Origin of the sequence: Paenarthrobacter sp. MSM-2-10-13 (assembly GCF_011605365.1) — a bacterium.
Taxonomy (GTDB): Bacteria; Actinomycetota; Actinomycetes; order Actinomycetales; family Micrococcaceae; genus Arthrobacter.
The window spans coordinates 143,479-166,973 of the sequence record NZ_JAAOXO010000004.1 but is presented as its reverse complement, the minus strand read 5'-3'; the positions used below and the strand labels follow the sequence as shown (position 1 = coordinate 166,973).

Sequence of the window (23,495 nt, the reverse complement as noted above, 5' to 3'; positions counted from 1 at the left end):
CCTCGCGACGAGTCGTGAAGGATTACCTAGCCTGTTTGATGTTCAATCTATTTTGATTACTATATAACCATGCAAAACCATGAGAGTGCTACCGAAGGCTCGGAACATCCGGTTTCCCTGACCTTGCAGGGCCTTTTCGGCCTCGCGAACGAGACGGAACGTGAGGTAGCCCGGACTCTGGGCCTCAACCTCACCGACTACAGGGCGCTGACCGTCCTTGCTGACTCCGGACCCGTCACCGTTGGAGCACTTGCCGCGGAACTGGGTGCGACAGCGGCCACCACCACAGCGCTGGTCAGCCGCTTGGAATCGCATGGTTACGTTGAACGCATGCGCAGTACCGAGGACCGGCGCCAAGTGCACGTGAACGTTACAGAGGCGGCATCCAGCAAGGTCAAGGATCTGATGCTGCCATTGCTGTCCGCTGCCAGCCGGCAACTGGACGCATTGCCCCAGGACCGCCAGGAAGTCGTCACGGAATTCCTGGACGCCGTCTTGAACCTCATGCAGGATCACTTGCAAGCGATATCAACAGAGGGTGTCCGATGAGAGAATTCACCTCCCCGCCGTTGGTTGACGCCACAGTTCACCGCAATGCCACCGACCTTCTCATGCAACGTTTGCGGACAAGCCCAGGGCATGTCGCGTTCGAAGTCCGCGAGCCCGGTGCTGCCATCACCGATCCGTGGCGGCAGGTAACCACCGAGCAGTTCGTGGATGAGGTTCGCGCCTTGGCCAAGGGCTTCATCGCAGCCGGGATTCAACCGGGTGAGTCGCTGGCCATCATGTCCCCAACCCGTTACGAATGGGCGCTTGCCGACATGGCGGCGTGGTTCGCCGGCGCCGTCGTGGTTCCTGTTTATGAAACCTCCGCGGCACCGCAGGTGACAGCGATCCTTGCCGATGCCGACGTCCGGCTCGCCGTGGGGGGCAGCGCCGAACACGCGGCGCTCTTGGAGCAGGGCTTCGCGGGAGCCGGACTGACGGCGTTGGGGATCTGGACCTTTGATGCCCAGCCGGGCGCTGACCTGTCTGACCTGGTGGCGCGTGGCGCGGGCATTCCGGATCACACCGTAGAGGAACGGCGGCTCCTTGCTGACCTTCATAGCGTTGCCACCATCGTGTACACCTCCGGAACAACAGCCGCTCCCAAGGGTGCCCTGATCACGCACGGCAACTTTGTGGGACAGGTACTGAATGTGGCGGCCGCGTACACCGAGGTGGTCCGTGAAGGCGGCAACACCATCATTTTCCTGCCCATGGCGCATGTGCTGGCCCGCGGGCTGCAGCTGATCTGCCTGGCCAACGGCATGCGCATCGCCCACCTGTCCGATCCCCGCGACGTCGTGCCAGCCCTGGGTGCCCTGAAGCCCACGTTCCTGGTGGTGGTCCCGAGGGTCCTCCAGAAGATCCAGGCATCCGCGGCTGCTGCCGCAACGCAGAAACGTCTGGGGCGGGTGTGGTCTGCAGCGCAGCGCACCGCTGTGGAGTGGGGCAGGTTCGCAGAAGCGCACGACGCCGACCCCCGGCTGCGTGCCTCAGCCGGCCTCCGCGTCAGACGCGCCCTGTTCGACCGCCTCTTCTACTCGCGGCTGCGGCAGTTGGTGGGTGGGCGGCTGGACTACCTGCTATCCGGTGCAGGCGCCCTTGACGCCGAACTATCCCTGTTCTTCCGAGGATTAGGGCTTCCTGTGATCGAAGGCTACGGCCTCACCGAAACCACGGCACCGCTGACTGGCAACCTTCCAGGGGCCATCAACTCCGGGTCGGTGGGCGTTCCCATGCCGGGGACCACCGTCCGGCTCTCGGAACAAGGAGAAGTGCTGGCGCGCGGCGTGGGCGTTTTCTCCGGGTATCGCCGCGACGCAGACAACGCGGAAGCCTTCGTTGACGGATTCTTCCGTACAGGCGACCTCGGCGAACTGGACCACTTGGGCCGCCTGACACTGAAGGGTCGCATCAAGGATGTGATCGTTACTGCCGGTGGCAAGACCATCTCACCAGCCATCTGGGAGGGCTATGTAGAAGGTGATCCCTTGGTGGCCCACGCCGTCATGGTGGGGGAGGGCAAGCCCTATCTGGGCGGGCTGGTGCTCCTGGACCCCGAATCAGTGGCCGCATGGGCTGAGCGCGAAGGCATCTCCGATCTGAAGGGCCTCACGATTCCGGACGAAGGCGGTGCTGTCCAGATTGACGACGTCCGGCTTCTGGCCGTGATTGGTAAGGCCGTCAGCGCTGCCAATTCCAAAATTGCCCGCTCCGAGCAGGTGCGCCGGTTCGTTTTGTTGCTGACAGACCTCAGTGAGGCCAACGGATTTGTCACTCCCACCATGAAGCTCAAACGGAGTGCTTTCACCAGCCGCGCAAGCCACATTGTGGAAAGCCTCTACAACCAGCCCCGGAGTCGAGCATGAAGCGGTGGTTGCTCGCCTACGCCCTGGCAGCAGTGATCTTCGCCGCGATCGATGTCGTCTGGATCCTCACTGTGGCGCAGCGGCAGTATCAGAGCCAGATGGGGCATCTCCTGGCAGCCAGCCCGCAGCCGGTCGCGGCCGTGCTGTTCTACCTCGTCTTCGTTGCGGGGATAGTGCACTACGGGGTGCGGCCCGGGAGGGCGGACTCGACGCTGCGCCGGCGGATCTTCGCAGGTGCCTTGTTCGGTTTCTTCACCTACGCAACCTGGGCGTTGACGGCGCTCGCTGTCCTCAAGGACTTCCCTGCCCTGGTGGCCTTGACTGACATCGCCTGGGGCGTTGGTGTGTGCGGTGTGGTCACGTGGCTTACGGTGGTGCTGCTTCGACTGATTCCGTGGGGGCGCCCGGCGTCGTAGGCCTTTGCGGTTTGGAGTGTCGGGGGTCGGGTCTAGGCTCGATGTATGGAACACACCACCACCTTGACGCAGCACGTCAACGCACGCCCGGAGAAGGTTTGGGCCGTCATTTCGGACATTCCCGGCTCGGCCGGCACGCTCTCAGGCATCAACTCAATCCAGATGCTCAGTGAAGGCCCCTACGGGGAGGGAACGCGCTGGAAGGAAACCCGGACCATGATGGGTAAGCAGGAGACGGTTGAGATGTGGGTTTCCGAGACTGACCCTCCGCGGAGCACCACGGTCAAGGCAGTTCAGGGCGGTGCGGACTACACCACCCGTTTCAACCTCACCGAGCGCGATGGCGGTACGGATCTGACCCTGACCTTCGGCGCCGAGGTGATCAATCCCTCGCTCATCAGCAAGGTGGGGATGGCCCTGTTCGGGAAGTTAGGGATGAGCATGACCCGTAAGGCTCTCAGCAAGGACCTCGCCGAGATCGCTGCCAAAGCGGAATCGCTCTGATGGCGGTTGCGAAGGTTGCCGCGCCCAAGATTTCGCCGGTGCGCCTGGATGAACTACGCGACGACGACGCCCCGGACTTCCAGCGTGGCGAACGGTACGACGGCGTCAGGCTCACCCGTGTTTCTGCCGACGGAGAGGAACTCAGCGGCGCCGATTTCATAGAATGCGAGCTGAACGGGGTCTCCTTCAACGAGGCTCAGTTGCGGGGGGCAACGTTCCGCGAGTGCATCTTCTCCGAGCCGTATGCGCCGGTTTTCATGGCTGCGCGGACTTCCTGGCAGGACGTGGAGATCACCAACCCGCGGTGGGGCTCGGCCGAACTCTATGAGGGTAACTGGCGCTCTGTCCGAATCGACGGCGGCAAGCTGGACTATGTGAACCTGCGTGGTTCCAAGCTCATGGACCTTCAGATTTCCGATTGCATCATTAATGAACTTGATCTTGGCGGCTGCACGGGTACGCGGTTGGCCTTGAAGAACTGCACCATCGGAACGCTGGATGTCACGGGCGCCAAACTGAAGGACGTGGATCTGCGGACCTCGGAGTTCCGCGGAATCAACGGATTGGCCGGGCTGGCAGGAGTGGTGATCGACGACTACCAGCTGAGCCTCATGGCACCGCTGCTGGCCGGGCATTTGGGAATTCGAGTGCTCTGACGCCGGCAGGGGCCGGTCTCAGCTGATCCGTAACTGAGGACTTCAACTGTTGACCGGCTCCCCGGGCCGTGTAATCTTTATAGAACGAACGGTCGGTATATTATTCCAGGCCGGTCCCTTTCACTTCGCGAAGGATGTTCTCATGGTCGAGGCTTTTCTTGTTGGCGGCGCACGCACGCCTGTAGGTCGCTACGGTGGGGCGCTGTCCTCCGTTCGTCCGGACGATCTCGCCGCGCTGGTGGTCCGGGAAGCGGTGGCGCGTGCCGGCGTCGATCCTGACGCCATTGACGAGGTGATCCTCGGTAATGCCAACGGCGCGGGTGAGGAAAACCGGAACGTGGCCCGTATGGCCACCCTCCTCGCCGGACTTCCCCTCCACATTCCCGGCATCACGGTGAACCGCCTCTGTGCCTCGGGCCTCAGCGCCATCATCATGGCCAGCCATATGATCAAGTCCGGAGCTGCGGACATCGTAGTGGCCGGTGGCGTCGAGTCCATGAGCCGCGCACCTTGGGTACAGGAGAAGCCCACCACGGCGTTCGCCAAGCCGGGCCAGATCTTTGACACCTCCATCGGCTGGCGCTTCGCCAACCCGCTGTTCACCAAGGGCGAGCTGTCCCGCGACGGCAAGATGACCTACTCCATGCCGGAAACCGCCGAGGAAGTGGGACGGGTGGACAACATTTCCCGCGAGGACGCTGACGCGTTTGCCGTCCGCTCACACGAACGTGCGCTGGCAGCGATCGCGGGCGGTCGCTTCAAGGATGAGATCGTTCCTGTCACTGTAAAGACCCGTAAGTCGGAAACCGTGGTGGACACCGATGAAGGTCCCCGTTTGGGCACCACCATGGACGTTTTGGCCGGCCTGCGGCCTGTTGTTGCCGGCGGTTCAGTGGTCACGGCAGGTAACTCCTCCACACTCAACGACGGTGCATCAGCCATCATCGTTGCCTCCGAGGCCGCCATAGAGAAGTTCGGCCTGACACCCCGCGCCCGCATCGTGGACGGTGCATCGGCCGGCTGCGAACCGGAGATCATGGGAATCGGCCCGGTCCCCGCCACCCAGAAGGTCCTGGCACGCACCGGACTAACGGTCGGACAGCTAGGCGCCGTGGAACTGAACGAAGCCTTCGCCACGCAGTCACTGGCCAGTATGCGTCGGCTCGGCCTGGACCCGGACATCGTCAACAACGACGGCGGTGCCATCAGTTTGGGGCACCCGCTCGGTTCCAGCGGCTCGCGTATCGCGATCACGTTGCTGGGCCGTATGGAGCGGGAGCTCGCCTCAACTACCGGACCTAAGCTCGGGTTGGCGACCATGTGCATCGGCGTCGGGCAGGGTACCGCGATGCTGTTGGAAGGCGTGTAATGGCCCTGGATACGAAAGACTTCGCCACCCTCCTGATCGAGGAACGCGAGGACCGCGTCACTGTTTTGCTGAACCGTCCCGAGGTCCGTAATGCGATCGACCAGACCATGGTGGACGAGCTTCACACGGTTTGCGCTGAGCTTGAGCGGAACCCGAAAGTGCTGATCATTGCAGGCACTGAGGGTGTGTTCGCCTCCGGCGCGGACATTGGACAGCTCCGCGAACGCCGCCGGGACGACGCCTTGCAGGGGATCAACTCCACCATCTTTGTGCGCATCGCCAAGCTGCCCATGCCGGTTATTGCGGCTCTGGACGGGTATTGCCTGGGCGGGGGAGCGGAACTCGCCTACGCTGCCGATTTCCGTATTGGCACACCGAGCGTTCGGATTGGCAACCCCGAGACCGGGCTGGGAATCCTCGCGGCCGCCGGGGCCAGTTGGCGGCTGAAGGAGCTTGTGGGTGAGCCGAAAGCCAAGGAGATCCTCCTGGCCGGTGCCGTTCTCCGTGCCGAGGAAGCCCTGCGCATCAGCCTCATCACTGAGATCCACGAGGCTCCCGAACTCATGGATGCAGCACACAAACTGGCGGACCGGATCGGGCGTCAGGACCCTCTAGCTGTGCGGATCACCAAATCGGTCTTCCACGCCCCGGCTGAAGCTCACCCGCTGATCGATACCCTTGCGCAGGGAATCCTCTTTGAATCCCAAGCCAAGTTTGATCGCATGCAGGCTTTCTTGGACAAGAAAACGGCCAAGGCTTCGCAAGACACCGCAGCCGCACCCGACACCGCTACCCACACCGCCGATTCGCAAGACAGGACCCGGAAATGACCCAAGCTCCCACCATCCCGAACGTCGTTGGAGTCCTTGGTGGTGGCCGGATGGGTGCCGGCATCGCGCACGCTTTCCTCACCAAAGGCGCCAATGTGATCGTTGTAGAACGCGACCACGAGGCAGCAGCCGGAGCCCAGGATCGCGTTGCTGACGCCGTCACCAAGTCAGTCGCCCGCGGGACCCTGAACGAATCTCACGAAAAGGCGATGTCCCGTTTCAGCACTTCCACGGACTACGAATCCTTCATTCATTGCGGCCTCGTTGTGGAGGCAGTGCCGGAGGACTTCGACCTCAAGGTCACAGCGCTGAAGGCCGTAGAGGAACACCTCTCAGCCGACGCCTACCTGGCCTCGAACACGTCCTCCTTGTCGGTGACCGGACTGGCCGACGAACTTCGCCGTCCGGCTAACTTCGTGGGCTTGCACTTCTTCAACCCGGTGCCCGCTTCCACCCTCATTGAGGTGGTTCTGGGCATGAAAACCTCCCCCGAACTCGCTGTGGCGGCCAAAAACTGGACCGAGGCACTCGGCAAGACCGCCGTCGTCGTCAATGACGCCCCGGGTTTCGCCTCGTCCAGGCTGGGCGTCGCGATTGCCCTTGAAGCGATGCGTATGGTGGAAGAGGGAGTGGCATCGGCGGAAGACATCGATGCCGCCATGGTCCTGGGCTATAAGCACCCCACCGGTCCGCTCAAGACCACGGATATTGTTGGCTTGGACGTTCGGTTGGGTATCGCCGAATATTTGCACGCCACGTTGGGCGACCGTTTCGCTCCGCCGCAGATCCTTCGGGACAAAGTGGCGCGCGGGGAGCTTGGCCGGAAGACCGGCAAGGGATTCTTCGACTGGAACCACTAACGGCCGGGCCGGTTAGGCTAACCGGGTGACTTCCATTGAACCCATCACCCTGACCGGCCAGTTCGTAACGCTGGAACCGTTGAGCCAGGAACACCATGACGGACTGGTAGACGCTGCACGCGACGGCGATCTCTGGAAACTTTGGTACACCTCGGTCCCCACACCTGAGGGTATGGCCGCTGAAATCGATCGCCGCCTGGGACTACAGGCAAAGGGATCCATGCTGCCTTTTGCGACGCGATCAAACCTCACAGGCGAGCTGATCGGCATGACGACCTATATGAATATCGACGCCCAAACACCTCGCTTGGAGATCGGATCCACATGGAACGCAGCGTCGGCTCACGGCACTGGCACCAACCCGGATTCCAAGCTGTTGCTACTGCGCCACGCCTTTGAAACCTTGGGCTGCCCCGCCGTGGAATTCCGCACCCACTGGATGAACCAGCAGTCCCGCGAAGCAATCGCCAGGCTCGGCGCCAAGCAGGACGGCGTGCTTCGAAGCCATTCCCGCAGTGCCGATGGAGCCCTCCGCGACACGGTGGTCTTCTCCATCCTCGACCACGAATGGCCAGCTGTTCGCAACGGGCTGGAATTCCGGCTGGCCAAGTACGGCGCATAGCTCGGCATGGTGTCAAGGTCTTTCCCCTGCACACCCTTAGGCGTAATCTTGCCAACACATTGCCCCGGTACACGGCCGAATGGTGGGCGAGCCGCGACTTCCGCACATGCGGGACCGGAGCCCCATCGAGCGGTAAAAAAGGGGATTCACCATGGCAACTCATCAAGGACGACGGCGGCATGCGGCTTTTGCAGGCGGGCTCGCCATTGTGGCACTTTGTTTAGGTTTCGTGGCCAGTCCAGCGACGGCCGCTCCACCGCCACCGGTCGACTACGTTGCGCTCGGGGACTCGTATACTGCGGGGACCGGGGCGGGCGGACTGTATCGGGACGCGGTTTGTTGGCAAAGCGAACCCGGATATGTAGACGTTGTGGCGGCTTCCGGTCGCGTGGATTTACTGAGCAATTTAGCCTGCCATGGTGCTTTACTGTCCTTTGATCCGCTGAATCCGAGCCCGTTCTACAACGGAGCTCCAACCGTTGTTGAGCAGATTTTCTCTGGCCAGGCTGACCTCCAAAAAGCCGAGCTCGTGAGCATTACGGCCGGCGCCATAGATGCCGGAAGCCTTCTTGCTTTGCAGGCCTGCGCTTCACCGGACACCGCCACGTGCGCGGGCACGGTTGCGGGGATCCGCGCCAACCTCGGCTCTGTTACCACTGCACTTGCGGGTACGTACGGGCTCATCCGTGCGGCGGCTCCCAACGCGACTATTGCCGTGATGGGCTATCCTCGCCTCTTTGATCCGAGCCAGGGTGATCTGGTTATCCCGGGCGTAACCGTTGTCCCTGTCGCTAACCAGGTCATGGCCAATAGTGCCGTTGATGATTTGAACAAGGCCATCGCAGCAGCCGTACAACTCAGCGGGAAGAACGTGGTCTTCGTCGACGTCACCAAGCGCTTCGGTGGACACGCCGTCAACTCCGCAGATCCTTGGATTGTGTTGGTCCCCGTTCCCGTGGCCCCGTTCGATCGTCTTCCGGACGCAAACTTCCACCCAAACGTGGCAGGGCACCAGGCCTATGCCTCAGCACTCATCTCCGCGGTGAAACCCGCGCAGCTGGCCAAGCGATAGCCCATTCGTTAGGGGGCGAGCTCTCGGCGGTCATCGAAGGCTATTCCGCCGAGAGCCAATCCCGCGTGCTTTCCCGCGACCGTCTCTCACTTCCCACCCCATGGCGCCGATGTGCTTAGCTGGCTCCTATGGAAGGGACTACTTCAGCTCACCAGAGCGTCCAGTGGGACGGCGCCGTCAACGCTTGGCGAATCGCGGGGGACATTTACCGTATGGGTCGCCACGAATGGGTCACCGAGTCCGGTTGGCAGCAGATGTACGACGACGGCGTCCGCACCGTGATCGATCTCCGCGCCTCGCGCGAGCGGCGGCAACGCGACACCGACCCCCAGGTGCCTGACGAGGCGAAGGCGCGTATCGCCGTCGTGCATTGCCCGACGGAAGATCCGGACCATCAGGATTTCAGCGAACTTTTCGGCCCGTACCTCAAAGATCCCGCCCAGTATGGCGATTACCTCGAACTGTTCGCGGACAGGATCGCTGCAGTCTTCAAGGCGATTGCCGCCTCGCCCGGCAAAGTGGTGGTCCATTGCTCCGCGGGCAGGGACCGCAGCGGCATGATCGCGGTGATGTTGCAACGATTGGCCGGCGCCGACGATGAGGAGATCATGCACGGATACGTACTTGCAGCGCGGGGGATCAATGAGCGGCATCGTACGCACGGGGCGCCGCACGCCCACGATCCCTACCTGTCCCACGAAGACCTGGAGGCGATGCTGACCGATCGTCGGAACAGTCTGCGGGCCTTTCTTGCCACGTTGGACGTCATCGGGTTCCTGAAGGCCAACGGCGTCTCGGACAGGGAGCTGGACGCCGTCCGGGCCAAGCTGGGTGTACCTCCGCTGCTAAAATGGAGAGTTGACTAATTCCGAAACGGACGGACCAGAAATGACTTCCGGCGCCCGCGTCACTATCGTGACGCGAACCAAGAACCGACCCATCTTCCTGGCTCGGGCTTTGGACGACATCTTCGCCCAGACGTTCCAGGACTTTGAGCTGGTGATTGTTAACGACGGCGGCGACCCGGGCGACGTCGACCATCTCACCGCCCAGCGTTCGGAAGCCGAACGGTCCCGCATTACCACTCTTCACCACACAGAGTCAGCTGGCATGGAAGGGGCATCGAACGCTGGACTCAAGGCCGGTTCCGGCGAATTCGTGGTGATTCATGACGACGACGACTTCTGGGCTCCCGAGTTCCTGGCCCGCACAGTGGCCTACCTCGACGATCCTGCGCACGCTGCCGAAAGCGGCGTGATGGTGCGGACGGAAATCGTCATTGAAGAGCTTGCTGACGGTAAGATCGAGCCCATTCGCCGTGAGATCTTCTGGGCTGACATGCGGCAGATAACGCTGGCAGACATGCTCAAGATCAACCGTGCGGTCCCCATTTCTTTCCTGTACCGGCGAAACCTTCACGATCATGTGGGCTACTACAACGAAAACCTGCCGGTGGTGGGGGACTGGGAATTCCACCTCCGCGTCCTGAGCCACTCGCGCATCGGATTTCTCGACGGCGAACCGCTCGCCTTCTGGTCGCAGCGGCCCCAATCCGATGGTCATCACAGCAACAGCATCTTCGCGAAGGTTGCCGAACACGCCCAATACGATGCCTTGGTCCGCGACGACTACCTCCGCGACCAGGCCGCGCAGGGCGGACTTGGAGCCATGTTGTACCTGACTCGGGTGCTGTCAGAGCAGGAGGAACTCATCGTTACCCAGCAGCGCCGCTTGGATGAGTCCGCAGCCAAACTCGATCACATTCTGGAACGCCTCGAAGCGCTGAACCAGACCGTGGTGGTGCGGACCAGTGTGGGTGAGTTCCTGAAGAAGCCCATGCTGTTGGTGAGGAAGATGCTCCGCCGGAGCTAAACGGTCATGCAAGCGTTCTTCGCTCGATGTGTCATGTGAGCCTCGACTATCGACTGTGCTGTGCCTGAGGCCCTATGATCTCGGAAGGGCTGCTGATTAAGCGGCCCTTTCGTTCGCATAAATATGGGGGACCCATGAGGGGTTATTCTCGCGGCCGTTTTCGGCTCGCACTCACACTCTTAGCAGCACTCATTTTGGGTACATTCCCCGTCGGGCTCGCATCCCCAGCTTCAGCCGCGCCCGCGGGGAGCATTTCCGGAACTGTCGCGGTGCCCGCCGGTGTGGATGTTACCGCGGTCTACATTTATGCCGAAGGCGGTCCGACCTCTGCGAGCGCTCGGCCGAATGCCAGCGGTCAGTTTACTGTCTCAGGACTCGGAGCAGGCGAATATAGGCTGCGCTTTGTGAATTTTGCCTACGATCATCTGGTCATTCACTCCTACTACGGTAGTTTCAAATTTGATGATGCGACAAAGATCGCGGTGGCACAGGGTGCGGCGGTCACTGGAATCAATCACACTATGACCCCAGGTGGCAGAATCAAGGGAAGAGTGGTCATGCCGGCAGGTACCAACGCCGGAAATGTCTTCGTACATGCCAAGGTTCACAATGACTATCAAGCAGACAGCGATTGGTCATATCCCTCCGATGCCGAGGGTAACTTCGAGCTTGGTCCTTTGGCCCCTGGTGAATATGTTGTCTCATTTACGCAAGCTTTTGGCTCCGAACCTTTTATTGAGACGCACTATCCGGGAGTCCCCAACGGAGACTTGGCCACAAGGGTCAAGGTTGTTGATGGGCAGACAACTACCGGCATAAATCAGGTCTTGAGGAAGTCCGCATTGATTTCAGGGACCCTATCGAGCCCCGTACCGTTCGGCGGCACCGTTTTCGCAAAGCCGATCGGTGACCTCGGAAAGATGGCAGGATACGCCGCCGTTAAAGGTGGGTCTTACACCATCGGAGGACTTGAGGCGGGAACCTACAAACTTGAATTCCGTCCCGATGAGGCCACTTTTGCGTCCATGTGGCACGGCGGTGTTGCCGGACCGGCTGCATCACCATCCGTAACTGTTGGGAATGCGCAGCATCTCAGTGGACTATCGGACACAGCAGTAAAAGGGGCAACGATCAGGGGCTTTACGGCAGGTGACGTCAACTATCAAAGTGTGGACGTGGTCAACCTTGACGGCTCGCTCGCAGAATACGTCAACACGGTCAGGTTGCTCAAACCGGAGGAATACGCGGTCAGCGGGCTGTTTCCGGGGACTTACAAGGTCCAATTTAATCGCTACACCCATGACACTTACCGGACCGCTCAGGAAGGGCAGTATTACAATGCTGTGCCCGAAAGTGCCGGTCTGGGAAGTGCCGCCGCAATTACTGTTGCTCCGGGTCAAACCGTCTCGAATATTAACCAAGTGAGACGCGTCGGAGGAACCCTGACGGGCAAACTTATGGGTGCCAACGGCGCGCCTTTGAAGGATGCATCAGTTCGGGTTTACAGCAAGGATGGTCTTCTGGTCGCCCGTCGCGGGACAACGGCAGCTGATGGGGCATTCAAAGTGACCGGGCTCAGTACAGGGCTCTATTTCGTGTCGGCTACACCTGCCGGTGAGTCGGGCCCCATCTACTCCGGCAATGTTCTCACGGAGGTCAATGCCCGCTCCGTTTCCGCGTTCGCAGGGCAAAACACCGACGTTGGAACATTGAGCTACGCCACCGCTTCGCAGGGCGTCCAGGGCTTTGATGATGTCCCGATCGGCGCACAGTTTGAGAATGAAATGCAGTGGTTGGCTGACAAACAGATATCCACGGGGTGGGAGTCCAACGGGACGAGGATTTATAAGCCGCTAACTCCTGTCAACCGTGATGCCATGGCGGCGTTTATGTACCGGTTGTCGGGCAAACCCGACTTCACGGCACCCAACGTTTCCCCTTTCAAAGACCTGCCGGTGACGGCGCAGTTCTACAAAGAGATCACGTGGCTTGCCGACAAGGGGATTTCTACCGGCTGGGAAGAGGCTGACAAGACCAGGACCTACCGGCCGTTGCAGCCCGTGAATCGTGACGCCATGGCGGCGTTCATGTACCGCTTGGCTGGTGAGCCTGAGTTCACGCCGCCGGCGGAGTCGCCGTTCATCGATGTGTCCGTTGAATCCGAGTTTTACAAGGAGATCACCTGGCTCGCGGCTCAGGGCATCTCCACGGGTTGGGCTGAACAGGGAACCACCAGGTCGTTCAAGCCTTTGCTGCCCGTGAACCGTGATGCCATGGCAGCATTCATGTTCCGCTACAACACCAAGTTCGGTCCCTCGTAGCCATACTGCGTGTGCCAGCAATGCGAAGGGTCGGTCTCCCGCTATGGAGGCCGGCCCTTCGCCGTATCCGGGGCGAGCATAAGAAATTCCTGCTGTACTCCACCGGGCATTCATGTACCCTGTATATATTACCGAACGGCCGGTCAGTAATGTTGGCTCCAGTCAGCAATGACCGTGCCGATTTCACGTGCCTTGGAAGGACCCGTCGACGATGACCACTACCGCAGTCGCCCCGGAAACCACAGCCGTTGCAACCGTTCCCAGCTACGTCCAGGATGCCTGGTGGACGCCGGCACCCGATGCCAAGAGAGTCCCGGTCCGTGATGCCAGCACCGGAGAGGTCCTGGCCAACGTCAGCACCGACGGACTGGACCTTGCCGCCGTCGTCAATCACGGCCGCACCACCGGCCAAACGGAACTTGGCAAGCTGACGTTCCACCAGCGCGCGCTCAAGCTCAAAGAGCTGGCCATGTACCTCAACGGTCGTCGCGAAGAGCTCTATGAATCCTCTTCGCAGAGCGGTGCCACCAAGATCGACAACATGATCGACATTGACGGCGGCATCGGCGTGCTCTTCACGTTCGGCTCCAAGGGACGGCGCGAACTGCCCAACTCGCAGGTTGTGGTGGACGGTCCCATGGAGACGCTGTCCAAGGACGGATCGTTCGTCGCCGAACACATCTACACCCGGATTCCCGGCGTTGCTGTCCAAATCAACGCGTTCAACTTCCCGGTCTGGGGCATGCTGGAGAAGTTCGCTCCCGCGTTCCTGGCCGGTGTCCCCACCATCGTGAAGCCGGCAACGCCCACGGGCTACGTTGCCGCCGCAGCGGTCAAGGCAATCGTCGAGTCCGGCATCCTGCCCGCAGGTTCGCTCCAGTTGATTTCCGGTTCCGCCCGCACCATCCTGGACGAGCTCGACTACCGTGACCTCGTCTCCTTCACGGGCTCGGCATCCACTGCCAACTCGCTGAAGGGCCACAAGAATGTGGTCCAGGGCGGCGTCCGTTTCACGTCCGAAACCGACTCCCTGAACGCCGCAATCCTCGGACCAGACGCCGTTCCGGGCACCCCCGAGTTCGACGCTTTCATCAAGGCAGTTGTCACTGAGATGACCGTCAAGGCGGGCCAGAAGTGCACGGCCATCCGACGCGTCATCGTCCCGCAGGAGCTGACGTCCGACGTCGCAGCCGCCATCGGCGCGCGCATCAACGAGCGCGTGGTCCTCGGAGACCCGCGCGCGGAGGGCGTCACCATGGGCGCCTTGGCATCCCTGGAACAGCTCGCGGATGTCCGCGCCGCCGTTCAATCCATGCTCGACGCCGGCGGTGAGCTGGCGTACGGATCTCTCGATTCGCCGTCGGTCACTTCCGTCGGCGGCACCGTAGGCGCAGTGGAAGACGGCGCGTTCATGTCCCCGGTCCTCCTGAGCTGGGCAGACGCCGAAGCCGAAGAAGTTCACTCGTTGGAGGCCTTCGGGCCGGTTTCCTCAGTGATCGGGTACTCGGATCTCACCGACGCCATTCGCTTGGCAGCCCGTGGTTCCGGCTCGTTGGTGGCATCGGTCTGCACCAACGATCCCGCTGTTGCTCGGGAGCTGGTGCTCGGCATCGCTGCCCACCACGGACGCGTCCACATGCTCAACCGTGAAGACGCCCGGTCATCCACGGGCCACGGATCCCCGGTCCCGCACCTGGTCCACGGCGGCCCCGGGCGTGCCGGCGGCGGTGAGGAGCTTGGCGGTATCCGCTCTGTCATGCACCACATGCAGCGCACAGCCATTCAGGGATCACCGAACATGCTGACCGCAGTTACCGGTCTTTGGCACACCGGCGCTGACCGGAACTTCACCGTGGAGACCGAAGGCGAGCACCCCTTCCGGAAGCACCTGTCCACGTTGCGGATCGGTGATGCCGTGCGTTCGGAACTCCGTGAGGTCACTCTCGAAGACATCACTGCCTTCGCCAACTCCACTGGTGACACGTTTTACGCGCACACCAACGAGGAAGCCGCAGAAGCCAACCCGTTCTTCCCCGGCATCGTGGCCCACGGCTACCTGCTGCTGAGCTGGGCTGCCGGACTCTTCGTTGAGCCCGCTCCGGGTCCCGTGCTGGCCAACTATGGCCTGGAGAACCTTCGCTTCATCACCCCTGTTGCCGCCGGCGACTCCATTCGGGTCACGCTGACAGCCAAGAAGATCACGCCTCGCGAGACCGACGAATACGGAGAGGTAGCCTGGGACGCCGTCCTGACCAACCAGAACGACGAAATTGTGGCCACCTACGATGTCCTGACCCTCGTGGAGAAGTAACCCTCTCGCACATCCCTCGGGTTTGAGCGGGTCCCTCTCTCACATCCCTCGGGTTTGGGCGGGTCCCTCCTGCAACAAACAGCAAAACGCCTTTCCACTCAGATGTGGAAAGGCGTTTTGTCGTTCAGGACGAGGGCGGCCGATACGAATTTCACGACGACGGCGGCACAGGGCTTCGTCACGCCCGCCACCGCGGGATGTGAGAGAGGGATGGCCGAGAGGCGGCGGGATGTGAGAGAGGGTCAGGCGGCCGTGTGGAGGCCGTCGAAGGCCATGGTGATCACGTCGTCGGCGAGCTTTTCCGGGGACAGCGAGCCGCCGGGCTTGTACCACTCCACGATCGAGTTGATGGTGCCGAACAGCAGGCGTGTGACGGTGCGCGGATCAATGTCCTGGCGCAGGGAGCCGTCTTCCCGGGCAGCGGCAATCAGCTCGGCCACTTTGTGGTCGAAGGCGCGGCGGCGTTCCAGGGCGTTGCGCTCGATCTCCGTGTTGCCCCTCAAACGCAGGAGCAGGGTCACGAACGGCAACCGGTCCACCAGCACGGCAATGGTCTGGCGAAGCACGAACTCCAGCCGCGCATCAGCAGGCCCGGATGTAGCGGACGGCTCCTCCAGGATGGCTTCCAGGCCACCCAACGCGTGGTCCAGGGCGAGCTTCAGCAGATCGCCCTTGGACGGCACGTGGTGGTAAATGGCTGACTTTGAGATCCCGAGGTTCTCAGCCAGGATGCCCATGGACGTTGCGTCGTACCCGTGGCGGTTGAAGACGTCGACGGCGATGCGGAGCACCGACTGCTGGTCATAACCGGGCCGTCCGCGCTTGGTGGTGGTCTCAGTAGGCATGCTGGCATTTTCTCACGATCTCAGTGGTGGAAGGTGCTCAGCCCTTGGGTCGCATGTCGTAGATCCGGCGAAGCTTGCCGTTGGACCGTTCCAGGGAACCGGGCTCTACAACGTCTACTACGCAAGATGACCCAACGTGAATCTTGATCTGCTCGCGCAAGGTGTGTGCCGCCGTCGTGCCTGCCTCGGACGGGACGTTCTCGCGGCGCTCGATCTTGACGGTCAGCGAATCCATGCGCTTGCCTTCGGGGCGGGTGATTTCCAGCTGGAAGTGCGGGCTGAGCTCCGGGATGCGGAGCGCGATTTCCTCGATCTGTGACGGGAACAGGTTCACGCCGCGAAGGATGATCATGTCGTCGCTGCGGCCGGTGATGCGGCCCATGCGGCGGTGCGCGGGACGTGCGGTTCCGGGGAGCAGGCGGGTGAGGTCCTTGGTGCGGTAGCGGATGATCGGCAGCGCTTCCTTGGTGAGGGAGGTGAATACCAGCTCGCCCGGTTCGCCATCCCCCAGAACGCGCGTGTGGTCGAACGGGTCGATGATCTCCGGGCGGAAGTGATCCTCCCAGATGTGGCAGCCGTCCTGCGTCTCAACAGCTTCGCCGGCCACGCCAGGGCCCATGACTTCGGAGAGGCCGTAGATGTCCGAGGCCTTGATGTTCATGGTGGTTTCCAGCTCGTGGCGCATCTCTTCAGTCCACGGTTCGGCGCCCAGAACGGCGTACTTGAGCGACGTTGACGTGGGGTCGATGCCTTGGTGCAGCATGGCATCGGCGATGGTCAGCAGGTATGTGGGTGTGGCCAGGATGGCGTCCGGCTTGAAGTCCTGGATGAGCTGGATCTGGCGTTCGGTCTGGCCTCCGGAGATGGGAATGACGGTGCAGCCGAGCGCTTCAGCGCCTGCGTGCGCGCCGAGGCCGCCGGTGAACAGGCCGTAGCCGTAGGCGTTGTGGACCTTCATGCCGGGGCGGACACCGGAGGCGCGGAAGGAACGGGCCACCAGGGTTGCCCAGTTGGCGAGGTCGTTCTTGGTGTAGCCAACAACGGTGGGCCGGCCGGTGGTTCCGGAGCTGGCGTGGATGCGTGCCACTTGGTCCTGCGGGACGGCGAACATGCCAAAGGGGTACTCCAGGCGGAGGTCTTCCTTGGTGGTGTACGGGAATTTTCCAAGGTCGCTGAGCTCGCGGAGGTCCGAGGGGTGCACGCCGGCCTCATCGAACTTCCGTTTGTACAGCGGCACGCGATCGTAGGCGTACGCCACCGTGTGCTGGAGGCGCGTGAGCTGCAGGGCCTCGAGTTCGTCGCGGGAGATGGTCTCTTCACGGTCCAGCACGGCGTCGGCCTCCTTGGAGGAGGAAGCTGCGGGTGCGGCCACGGTGTTCTGCGTCATGGGATTCCTACTTCTTGGAGATGGTGCGGCTGCGGCCACGGAACTCAGCAATGAGTTCTCCGGGCTCGGTGTCGGGGGCGGCGTCGGCGTTGGTCGCGTAGATCTGGATGTCGTAGAGGCCGCTTCGGCCGGTGCTCGCACGGCGGTTGGCGACGGCGGTGATCACCTGGCCTTGGAACGCGGGCTTGATGAAGTTGATGTCGACGCCGGACGCCACCGTGATGTTGGCGGCTTGCTTGGGCGTGGGGTTGGCCGGGTTGCAGGCCAGGGCGAAGGCTGTGTCACCGAAGGCGAAGATCATTCCGCCGTGGGCCATGCCGAATCCGTTGAGCATTTCCTGACGGAGGTGCATGCGGATGGTGGCGTGGCCGTCGTCGAGTTTGAGGACCTCAATGCCCATCCATTCAGACGCGTAGTCGTTCGTCAGGATGTGGTGCTGTGCACCGGAGAGGGTTGTTTCAACCATGCGTCATTGCCTCCAGCTTTATTTACCGAATGTTCATTAGGTAATCCCAGATCGCGCCACGTGTCAAGGCTGGACCACGAATCGCCTGCACCTAGTAGCCTCGGAAGCATGCCCGAAATTGAGCTTCCCATCACCACCGATCGACTCATCCTGCGGCGCTTCGAGGCCGAGGACCTTGAGCGGTTCCATGGATACCAGTCCCTTCCCCAAACTGCGCGATTCCTCCTACGTAACGAGCTGAGCAAAACCAAGTCCATGGAAGTCCTTGGCCGCTACGCGAACTTCGAGTTCCAGCAGGAAGGGGACTGGGTGTGCCTTGCCATCGAGCGCCAGGACCATCCGGGTCTGATGGGCGAGGTTGTGCTGAAGTGGCTTGAAGGAACCGGGCAAGCTGAGCTGGGCTGGATCCTCCACCCTGATGCCCAGGGCCACGGAATCGCCACTGAGGCAGCGGAGGCCGTGCTAAGGCTGGCCTTTGAGAAACTGTCATTCCACCGCGTGGATGCCAAGCTGGATGCCCTCAATGAAGGATCTGCCGGCGTCGCCAAACGCCTGGGTATGCGGCTTGAAGCAACTCTGGTGGACAACTGGCACTACAAGGGCAAGTGGGCCACGGAGAACATCTACGCGATCCTGGACTCCGAATGGCGCACCCGGCACCACCCTTGGACGCGGACCATCAGCTGACGGGCCAGGTCTTGTGGTGCTTCAGTTGTTCGGTCAACTGCGCCTCAGGCAGCGGACGGCTGAAATAGTATCCCTGGCCGCTGGTGCAACCGATGCTCAGCAGATACTCCGCTTGCTCAGCGCTTTCGATGCCTTCCCACACTGCCGCCAGTCCGCAGGCGCGGATCAATTGCAGGACAGCAGCCAGGAGAGCCGGTTGCGCGGGGTCGCTGCCCAAGGCCGAAAGGAGCGTCCGGTCCACTTTGACCGTGTCCACGGGCAGTTGGCGCAAGTAACTGATGGAGGAGTAGCCCGTGCCGAAGTCGTCGATTTCCAACCCCACTCCGAGGCGCCGGAGGCTGTTGAGCGTGTAACGGTCCAGGTCGTTGCCTTGAATAACAGCACTTTCGGTCAGCTCCAGGACCAGCAGCGACGGGTCCAGTCCGGCTGAAGAGAGGGCCTCGCGTACGTCCTCAATGAACTCCAGCCGCTGCAGGTCCGCCGCTGAAACATTGATGCGCATGCTGAAGTCGTGGGCCGAGGTCAGGGGGTCGCTGCGCCATTGTTTTAACTGCTCGACGGCGGTGCGGAGCACCCACCCGCCCAGATCGGAAATCATGCCCGTTTCCTCGGCAATGGGGATGAACTCGTCGGGCATGATGATCCCACGGGTGGGGTGGTTCCACCGGACCAAGGCTTCCACGCCCTCAATCCCGCGGGTGTCCAGCCTGATGATCGGCTGGTAGTAAAGCACCAACTGAGAACCGGCGATCGCCTCTTTGAGTTCGCCTACCATCTGATTCCGCATTTGCCGGGCAAGCAGCATGTCAGGTTCGAACACCTTGAGCTTGCCGCGTCCGTTGGCCTTGGACTCGTACATGGCAATGTCCGCTTCCATCATGAGTTCCTCCGCACGATGGCCAGGATCGGCCATTCGAAGACCCATGCTGACCCCGCAGCGAAGGTGTTGGCCCTCAATCTCCATCACATCCGCCACAGCGGTGAGGATACGGCTGCCGATGGCGCTGGCCTCCGAAGGCGTCACGCCGGGAAGCAGGACAGCGAACTCGTCGCCGCCCATGCGCGCCACCATGTCCTGTTCGCGAACCGCGCCGCTGATACGCGTGGCTACTGTTTCCAGGACCTTGTCACCGATGGTGTGCCCCAGGGAATCGTTGATGGCTTTGAACCCGTCCATGTCCAGCAACAGGATTGCGGGCCGTTGGTTTCCCAGCACGCCATGAGCCTGGGCCTCGCTCAGGGCGTTGGCGAAAGCGGAGCGGTTGCTCAAGCCTGTCAGGGGATCGGTCATTGCCATCCGCTGCATTGCCAGATGGGCTTCATTGAGCTGCCGTGTGCGGGCCTGCACCCTTTGCTCGAGTTCTTCGTAGACGATCTGCAGGTCTTCGGCCAAGAGGTTGGTCCCCATGATCACGGCGTCAATTTCGTCCCGGGCATCGGATACTTCAATCCTGGTGTGCAGGTCACCCGCGGCCAACCTCACGATGCCCTCAAGAAGTAGCCCCAAGCGGGGGTCGTTCGCGGAGTACGATTCTGCGTCAGGCATGCTCACTCCCCGTGTGGCCCGCCCCGGCGACTGACACTTTGCCGAAGGTGTTCGCGGACGGCTGCGCTGCGCTCCGGCAAGGCGGCCTGTTCGAAGAGTATGGCTGCTTCTTCGAATGCCGTGAGGCTTTCTTCAAGTCGTTGTGATTCCAGCAAAGTCCGCCCAAAAAGAAAATGCGCTTCGGCGGATGTTTGCGTAGCCAAAATAGAGGAGCGGGCACACAGCGGTTCCAGGATGGCCAAAGCTTCATGCATATCACCGGCCAGGTAATTCCAATGAGCGCGGACCAAGGACATTTCCAGGTGGTCCCGCTCGGATCCACCCACAATGTCGGTAGCCAGTTCTGCCCGCTCAATGCAGCGAAGTGTGGCCGCGTCACCGAGTTTTGCCTGCAGGCGCATTTCGGCTGAAGCGCGGTTGAAACGTGCCCACAAATCAACATCTTTGGACGGTGAAAGCCTTTCGGCGGCCAGATCGTGGTACCGGCCCCCATCCGCTACCCGGTCCGCCAGAAAAGCAACGTTACCGATCACCCAATAACCCTTGCCCGCTGTGTCTTCATCAACGTCGTCGGTAATCAAGGTCTCCAGGACAAGACATTCCCGCCATGCATCATCCAGCAGCCGGCTCTCCGCCAAGGCCGCGATCAGGGCGCGCTGGGCCAGGACCTGGACGTAGAGGAGATCGGGGTCCGCGGCAGCGAGTTTTGCCGCGTCTGCTGCCACGGTTGCAGCTTCGGCAAGCCGGCCTAGGCCTTGCAACCCAATGGCCACCATCGTTCCAGCCTTGGCCCCGAGCTCGGGGGAGGTAGCGGTAAGACTGTGCTCATTCAGTGTGATGGCCAGTGCCAGATATTCTTCGATGCTTCCTTGATCGCGCAGGCACTCCGCCTGCAAGTAGCGCATGTTCCACCAAGCGGTTTCGTCGCCGGCGTCGCGGGCCAGTTCGGCAGCCTCTGCAGCCAGACTGAAGGCCTCGTCAAAGTCCCGCACCTTCCATTTGGCGCGTGCATTGAGTCCGGCAACAAGGTGGGGGGCCAGGTGTGGACTTTGCATATGCCCATTATCCATGTCATTGCGGAAGAAAAGCTCGTATAGTTTGCCCCGTGACTTTATTCAAGTCACGGTCAACAAATTCGCATCAGTACGAAAGGGCATAGCGGATGAAAAAATTTGCGGCAACCCTGCTCATGGCGGCGGTTCTGGCAGTCACCGGTTTCGCTGCCCCGGCCAATGCCGAGCCTACGCAGGACAGCACGGCAATTGGCTGGTGGCCGAACAGCACCACCACAGGTAAGACGAACACCACCAGCATCGGTTGGTGGCCGAACTAAACATTGGGGGAGCGCCTCTCAAGGCCTCATTAGCTGAATTGATGCCCCGGGCTGCTGCCCGGGGCATCAGTTTTGTTTCGCCGGATGTCGACTATTAGTGACGGGAGCCCAAATTTTTTGGGCCCCGCGTTGACTCGGATGTCACAGCCGCTGGCTCGCAATTCACAACTACGGCCCGCCCACCGGCAACTCCACCGACACCGTGGTCCCGGACCCAAGGATGGAGTCGAAGGCCATACGTCCCATGTGACGGCTGATGATGTCATTGGCGATTGCCAGCCCCAGTCCGCTCCCCGGCACTGCCGCTGAGGTGGCGTTGGAAGCGCGGTAGAACCTGGTCAGGATGTGGGGGAGGTCGTGCTCAGGGATGCCAAGGCCGTTGTCCGCTATCCGGACGAGGGCTGCGGGGCCGCCATCTTCGAACGCGGACATGGCGCTGGTGATGCCAACGCGGCCGCCCTCGGGGGTGAACTTGATGGCGTTGGCCACGATGTTCGTGAACACCTGTTCCAGCTTGGCTTCGTCTGCCGTGACCTCAATGTCCTCGGCGGCCTCCGTGAAGGACACGGAAACGTGGCGGGATTCGGCCAGGGGACGGAGCGTTGCCACCACCACTTGGAGGAGTTTGTCTATATCAACCGGTTTGAGGTCCAAGTTGCTGCCGTCCTGCATGGAGACGGTGAGCATGTCCTCAATGAGCCTGCGCAGGCGGTTTGAGTTCCGGGCAATGACTTCCAGCATTTTCCTGATGCCGTCGGGAACCGGGCCGCCGGAACCGTCCTGGATCATGTCCAAGTAGGCGGTGATGGACGTCAGGGGCGTCCGCAGTTCATGGTTTACGGTGGCCAGGAAGTCAGTCTTGGCCTTATCGAGCTGCCTTAGCTGGTGCAGGACGCGCTGTTGGGCGCTGATGAGGTGGCCTTGGATGAGCCCGTGGGCTACGTTTCCGGCGACGTGCTGCATCAAGGCGATTTCCGGACGGGTCCAGTCGTGCCGCTCCTTCACCGTGGACAAGAGGATGATTCCCATGGCGGAGGCGCCTTCGCCCACGGGGAGCAGCACAGTGGAGACGGGCTTGAGCTCTCCGGACCATTCCCTCAGTGCCTTTGCGATTTCTGAATCGGGGAATTCGCGGTGGTCCTCCACGGCCAGGACATCGGCGTCGGACCATAGCTTGTTGGCCGTCTGGGTGATGATGTTCCCGCTCTCGCCTAACTTGGCGGGCAGGAGCGGCAGACCGGGCCGGTTCCATTGTGCCCGGATACTGGGTACCCGTTCATCACGGAAAGTGGCGAACCAGACGTGGTCCACGTCCAAGGCCTCACCAAATCCTCGAACCACGTGCTCTGCGATGAGTTGCGGATCGTTGGTCTGCCGGATTGCCGATGAGACGTTGCGGAGGCTTTCCCGCAGCGCTTCGACTTCGCCCCGGGAACGTGAGCGTTCCCGTGCCCGGCCAATCAGGGTCTCCACCCGGTGGACCAGTTCCCCTGGACGCGGGGGGTTGATGACGTAGTCCGCTACGCGCCAGGACTCCACTTCTTCAAGGTCCACCGACTCCTGCTCATCAAGAAGGAGCAGCACGGGAGCTCCAAGGATGCCCAGTCCATGAGCGAGAGCGTTCTCCGCCACCACCACCGTGGGGTGTTGCTGTTGAAGGTGGTGGGCCATGGACGCAGAATCCTTGGCAGAAAAGACCTGGAAACCCGCGGCGTGTAGCGCGGATGTAGTGGCCGCCATGCGGTCATGGTTGGAGTCCGCTACGACTGCCGAACGCGAGGCATGCTGTTCCCCGGCAACGGTCTCGCCCACTGAGCCCCTTCCGTTCCACCACTGGTGCGCATTATTTCAGGATTTGGCAACACACTATCAGCGGCATCGCGGCCAGCGGCCGCCCAACCGGAAATGAGCTTTTGAGTCGCGGGTCACACCTTTACTTTGGCTCCGGGATTAGACAGCCTTGAGGGAATGAGCGAGGGGCGAT

General features: G+C 61.7%; 22 protein-coding genes. 16 read left to right on the top strand and 6 right to left on the bottom strand.

Annotated elements, in window-relative coordinates:
- Positions 1 to 69 precede the first annotated feature (69 nt).
- From HAV21_RS11385 to paaZ, 14 genes are all read left to right on the top strand, one after another.
- Positions 70 to 549, top strand: coding sequence for a MarR family transcriptional regulator (locus tag HAV21_RS11385; RefSeq protein ID WP_166841779.1), 480 nt, complete (start codon positions 70 to 72; stop codon positions 547 to 549).
- Complete coding sequence (locus tag HAV21_RS11380; RefSeq protein ID WP_166841778.1) at positions 546 to 2,414, top strand: AMP-dependent synthetase/ligase; 1,869 nt, start codon at positions 546 to 548, stop codon at positions 2,412 to 2,414. Before HAV21_RS11385 ends, HAV21_RS11380 begins: the two co-directional genes overlap by 4 nt.
- Positions 2,411 to 2,830, top strand: a complete 420-nt coding sequence (locus HAV21_RS11375) for a DUF2177 family protein (RefSeq protein WP_142938124.1) — start codon at positions 2,411 to 2,413, stop codon at positions 2,828 to 2,830. The genes HAV21_RS11380 and HAV21_RS11375 overlap by 4 nt, the downstream gene beginning before the upstream one ends.
- Positions 2,831 to 2,875: 45 nt before the next feature.
- Positions 2,876 to 3,334 (top strand): SRPBCC family protein, encoded by a 459-nt coding sequence (locus HAV21_RS11370; RefSeq protein WP_166841777.1) that lies wholly within the window; start codon positions 2,876 to 2,878, stop codon positions 3,332 to 3,334.
- Positions 3,334 to 3,990, top strand: coding sequence for a pentapeptide repeat-containing protein (locus HAV21_RS11365; RefSeq protein ID WP_166841776.1), 657 nt, complete (start codon positions 3,334 to 3,336; stop codon positions 3,988 to 3,990). The genes HAV21_RS11370 and HAV21_RS11365 overlap by 1 nt, the downstream gene beginning before the upstream one ends.
- Before the next feature lie 142 nt (positions 3,991 to 4,132).
- Positions 4,133 to 5,359: an acetyl-CoA C-acyltransferase gene (locus HAV21_RS11360; RefSeq protein ID WP_166841775.1), complete on the top strand. Its 1,227-nt coding sequence runs from the start codon at positions 4,133 to 4,135 to the stop codon at positions 5,357 to 5,359.
- The gene (locus HAV21_RS11355) at positions 5,359 to 6,189 is read left to right on the top strand and encodes an enoyl-CoA hydratase/isomerase family protein (RefSeq protein ID WP_166841774.1); all 831 of its coding nucleotides are present in this window, start codon (positions 5,359 to 5,361) and stop codon (positions 6,187 to 6,189) included. Before HAV21_RS11360 ends, HAV21_RS11355 begins: the two co-directional genes overlap by 1 nt.
- Entirely contained in the window at positions 6,186 to 7,049 is an 864-nt protein-coding gene (locus tag HAV21_RS11350) for a 3-hydroxyacyl-CoA dehydrogenase family protein (RefSeq protein WP_166841773.1), read from the top strand. Before HAV21_RS11355 ends, HAV21_RS11350 begins: the two co-directional genes overlap by 4 nt.
- 25 nt (positions 7,050 to 7,074) lie before the next feature.
- Positions 7,075 to 7,671, top strand: a complete 597-nt coding sequence (locus tag HAV21_RS11345; protein ID WP_142938130.1) for a GNAT family protein — start codon at positions 7,075 to 7,077, stop codon at positions 7,669 to 7,671.
- Between the two features lie 151 nt (positions 7,672 to 7,822).
- Positions 7,823 to 8,743: an SGNH/GDSL hydrolase family protein gene (locus HAV21_RS11340; protein ID WP_166841772.1), complete on the top strand. Its 921-nt coding sequence runs from the start codon at positions 7,823 to 7,825 to the stop codon at positions 8,741 to 8,743.
- Between the two features lie 128 nt (positions 8,744 to 8,871).
- Positions 8,872 to 9,609: a tyrosine-protein phosphatase gene (locus tag HAV21_RS11335; RefSeq protein WP_142938132.1), complete on the top strand. Its 738-nt coding sequence runs from the start codon at positions 8,872 to 8,874 to the stop codon at positions 9,607 to 9,609.
- Positions 9,602 to 10,615: a glycosyltransferase family A protein gene (locus HAV21_RS11330; RefSeq protein ID WP_238703353.1), complete on the top strand. Its 1,014-nt coding sequence runs from the start codon at positions 9,602 to 9,604 to the stop codon at positions 10,613 to 10,615. Before HAV21_RS11335 ends, HAV21_RS11330 begins: the two co-directional genes overlap by 8 nt.
- A 269-nt stretch (positions 10,616 to 10,884) precedes the next feature.
- Positions 10,885 to 12,936, top strand: coding sequence for an S-layer homology domain-containing protein (locus HAV21_RS11325; RefSeq protein WP_347877645.1), 2,052 nt, complete (start codon positions 10,885 to 10,887; stop codon positions 12,934 to 12,936).
- Positions 12,937 to 13,147: 211 nt separating this feature from the next.
- Entirely contained in the window at positions 13,148 to 15,247 is a 2,100-nt protein-coding gene (paaZ, locus tag HAV21_RS11320; protein ID WP_166841771.1) for a phenylacetic acid degradation bifunctional protein PaaZ, read from the top strand.
- Positions 15,248 to 15,489: 242 nt separating this feature from the next.
- Here the strand turns inward: paaZ and HAV21_RS11315 are convergent, their stop codons facing one another.
- From HAV21_RS11315 to HAV21_RS11305, 3 genes are read right to left on the bottom strand one after another with little or no spacing between them, the layout of a single operon-like run.
- Positions 15,490 to 16,092 carry a TetR/AcrR family transcriptional regulator gene (locus HAV21_RS11315; protein ID WP_062071921.1) on the bottom strand — a complete coding sequence of 201 codons (603 nt, stop codon included), beginning with the start codon at positions 16,090 to 16,092 and terminating at the stop codon, positions 15,490 to 15,492.
- A gap of 37 nt (positions 16,093 to 16,129) precedes the next feature.
- Positions 16,130 to 17,479: a phenylacetate--CoA ligase PaaK gene (paaK, locus tag HAV21_RS11310; protein WP_166841770.1), complete on the bottom strand. Its 1,350-nt coding sequence runs from the start codon at positions 17,477 to 17,479 to the stop codon at positions 16,130 to 16,132.
- A gap of 7 nt (positions 17,480 to 17,486) precedes the next feature.
- Positions 17,487 to 17,945: a hotdog fold thioesterase gene (locus HAV21_RS11305; protein WP_142938136.1), complete on the bottom strand. Its 459-nt coding sequence runs from the start codon at positions 17,943 to 17,945 to the stop codon at positions 17,487 to 17,489.
- Between the two features lie 108 nt (positions 17,946 to 18,053).
- Here HAV21_RS11305 and HAV21_RS11300 point away from each other — a divergent pair, with 108 nt between their 5' ends.
- The gene (locus HAV21_RS11300; RefSeq protein ID WP_142938137.1) at positions 18,054 to 18,632 is read left to right on the top strand and encodes a GNAT family protein; all 579 of its coding nucleotides are present in this window, start codon (positions 18,054 to 18,056) and stop codon (positions 18,630 to 18,632) included.
- On the opposite strand, the gene HAV21_RS11295 is transcribed toward HAV21_RS11300, so the two are convergent.
- Positions 18,625 to 20,178 (bottom strand): EAL domain-containing protein, encoded by a 1,554-nt coding sequence (locus tag HAV21_RS11295; RefSeq protein WP_142938138.1) that lies wholly within the window; start codon positions 20,176 to 20,178, stop codon positions 18,625 to 18,627. The two genes, HAV21_RS11300 and HAV21_RS11295, sit on opposite strands and share 8 nt — an antisense overlap.
- A gap of 2 nt (positions 20,179 to 20,180) precedes the next feature.
- Positions 20,181 to 21,233, bottom strand: a complete 1,053-nt coding sequence (locus HAV21_RS11290) for a hypothetical protein (RefSeq protein ID WP_142938139.1) — start codon at positions 21,231 to 21,233, stop codon at positions 20,181 to 20,183.
- Between the two features lie 107 nt (positions 21,234 to 21,340).
- Here HAV21_RS11290 and HAV21_RS11285 point away from each other — a divergent pair, with 107 nt between their 5' ends.
- Positions 21,341 to 21,511, top strand: coding sequence for a hypothetical protein (locus HAV21_RS11285; protein WP_017199100.1), 171 nt, complete (start codon positions 21,341 to 21,343; stop codon positions 21,509 to 21,511).
- A gap of 168 nt (positions 21,512 to 21,679) precedes the next feature.
- Here the strand turns inward: HAV21_RS11285 and HAV21_RS22575 are convergent, their stop codons facing one another.
- Entirely contained in the window at positions 21,680 to 23,323 is a 1,644-nt protein-coding gene (locus HAV21_RS22575; RefSeq protein WP_166841769.1) for a GAF domain-containing sensor histidine kinase, read from the bottom strand.
- Between the last annotated feature and the right edge of the window lie 172 nt (positions 23,324 to 23,495).

What these genes read in the sequence shown, in the direction of transcription:
- HAV21_RS11385 (WP_166841779.1), top strand. Translation starts at nt 70, where the DNA reads ATGCAAAACCATGAGAGTGCTACCGAAGGCTCGGAACATCCGGTTTCC.
- HAV21_RS11380 (WP_166841778.1), top strand. Translation starts at nt 546, where the DNA reads ATGAGAGAATTCACCTCCCCGCCGTTGGTTGACGCCACAGTTCACCGC.
- HAV21_RS11375 (WP_142938124.1), top strand. Translation starts at nt 2,411, where the DNA reads ATGAAGCGGTGGTTGCTCGCCTACGCCCTGGCAGCAGTGATCTTCGCC.
- HAV21_RS11370 (WP_166841777.1), top strand. Translation starts at nt 2,876, where the DNA reads ATGGAACACACCACCACCTTGACGCAGCACGTCAACGCACGCCCGGAG.
- HAV21_RS11365 (WP_166841776.1), top strand. Translation starts at nt 3,334, where the DNA reads ATGGCGGTTGCGAAGGTTGCCGCGCCCAAGATTTCGCCGGTGCGCCTG.
- HAV21_RS11360 (WP_166841775.1), top strand. Translation starts at nt 4,133, where the DNA reads ATGGTCGAGGCTTTTCTTGTTGGCGGCGCACGCACGCCTGTAGGTCGC.
- HAV21_RS11355 (WP_166841774.1), top strand. Translation starts at nt 5,359, where the DNA reads ATGGCCCTGGATACGAAAGACTTCGCCACCCTCCTGATCGAGGAACGC.
- HAV21_RS11350 (WP_166841773.1), top strand. Translation starts at nt 6,186, where the DNA reads ATGACCCAAGCTCCCACCATCCCGAACGTCGTTGGAGTCCTTGGTGGT.
- HAV21_RS11340 (WP_166841772.1), top strand. Translation starts at nt 7,823, where the DNA reads ATGGCAACTCATCAAGGACGACGGCGGCATGCGGCTTTTGCAGGCGGG.
- HAV21_RS11335 (WP_142938132.1), top strand. Translation starts at nt 8,872, where the DNA reads ATGGAAGGGACTACTTCAGCTCACCAGAGCGTCCAGTGGGACGGCGCC.
- paaZ (WP_166841771.1), top strand. Translation starts at nt 13,148, where the DNA reads ATGACCACTACCGCAGTCGCCCCGGAAACCACAGCCGTTGCAACCGTT.
- HAV21_RS11315 (WP_062071921.1), bottom strand. Translation starts at nt 16,092, where the DNA reads ATGCCTACTGAGACCACCACCAAGCGCGGACGGCCCGGTTATGACCAG.
- paaK (WP_166841770.1), bottom strand. Translation starts at nt 17,479, where the DNA reads ATGACGCAGAACACCGTGGCCGCACCCGCAGCTTCCTCCTCCAAGGAG.
- HAV21_RS11305 (WP_142938136.1), bottom strand. Translation starts at nt 17,945, where the DNA reads ATGGTTGAAACAACCCTCTCCGGTGCACAGCACCACATCCTGACGAAC.
- HAV21_RS11300 (WP_142938137.1), top strand. Translation starts at nt 18,054, where the DNA reads ATGCCCGAAATTGAGCTTCCCATCACCACCGATCGACTCATCCTGCGG.
- HAV21_RS11295 (WP_142938138.1), bottom strand. Translation starts at nt 20,178, where the DNA reads ATGCCTGACGCAGAATCGTACTCCGCGAACGACCCCCGCTTGGGGCTA.
- HAV21_RS11290 (WP_142938139.1), bottom strand. Translation starts at nt 21,233, where the DNA reads ATGCAAAGTCCACACCTGGCCCCCCACCTTGTTGCCGGACTCAATGCA.
- HAV21_RS11285 (WP_017199100.1), top strand. Translation starts at nt 21,341, where the DNA reads ATGAAAAAATTTGCGGCAACCCTGCTCATGGCGGCGGTTCTGGCAGTC.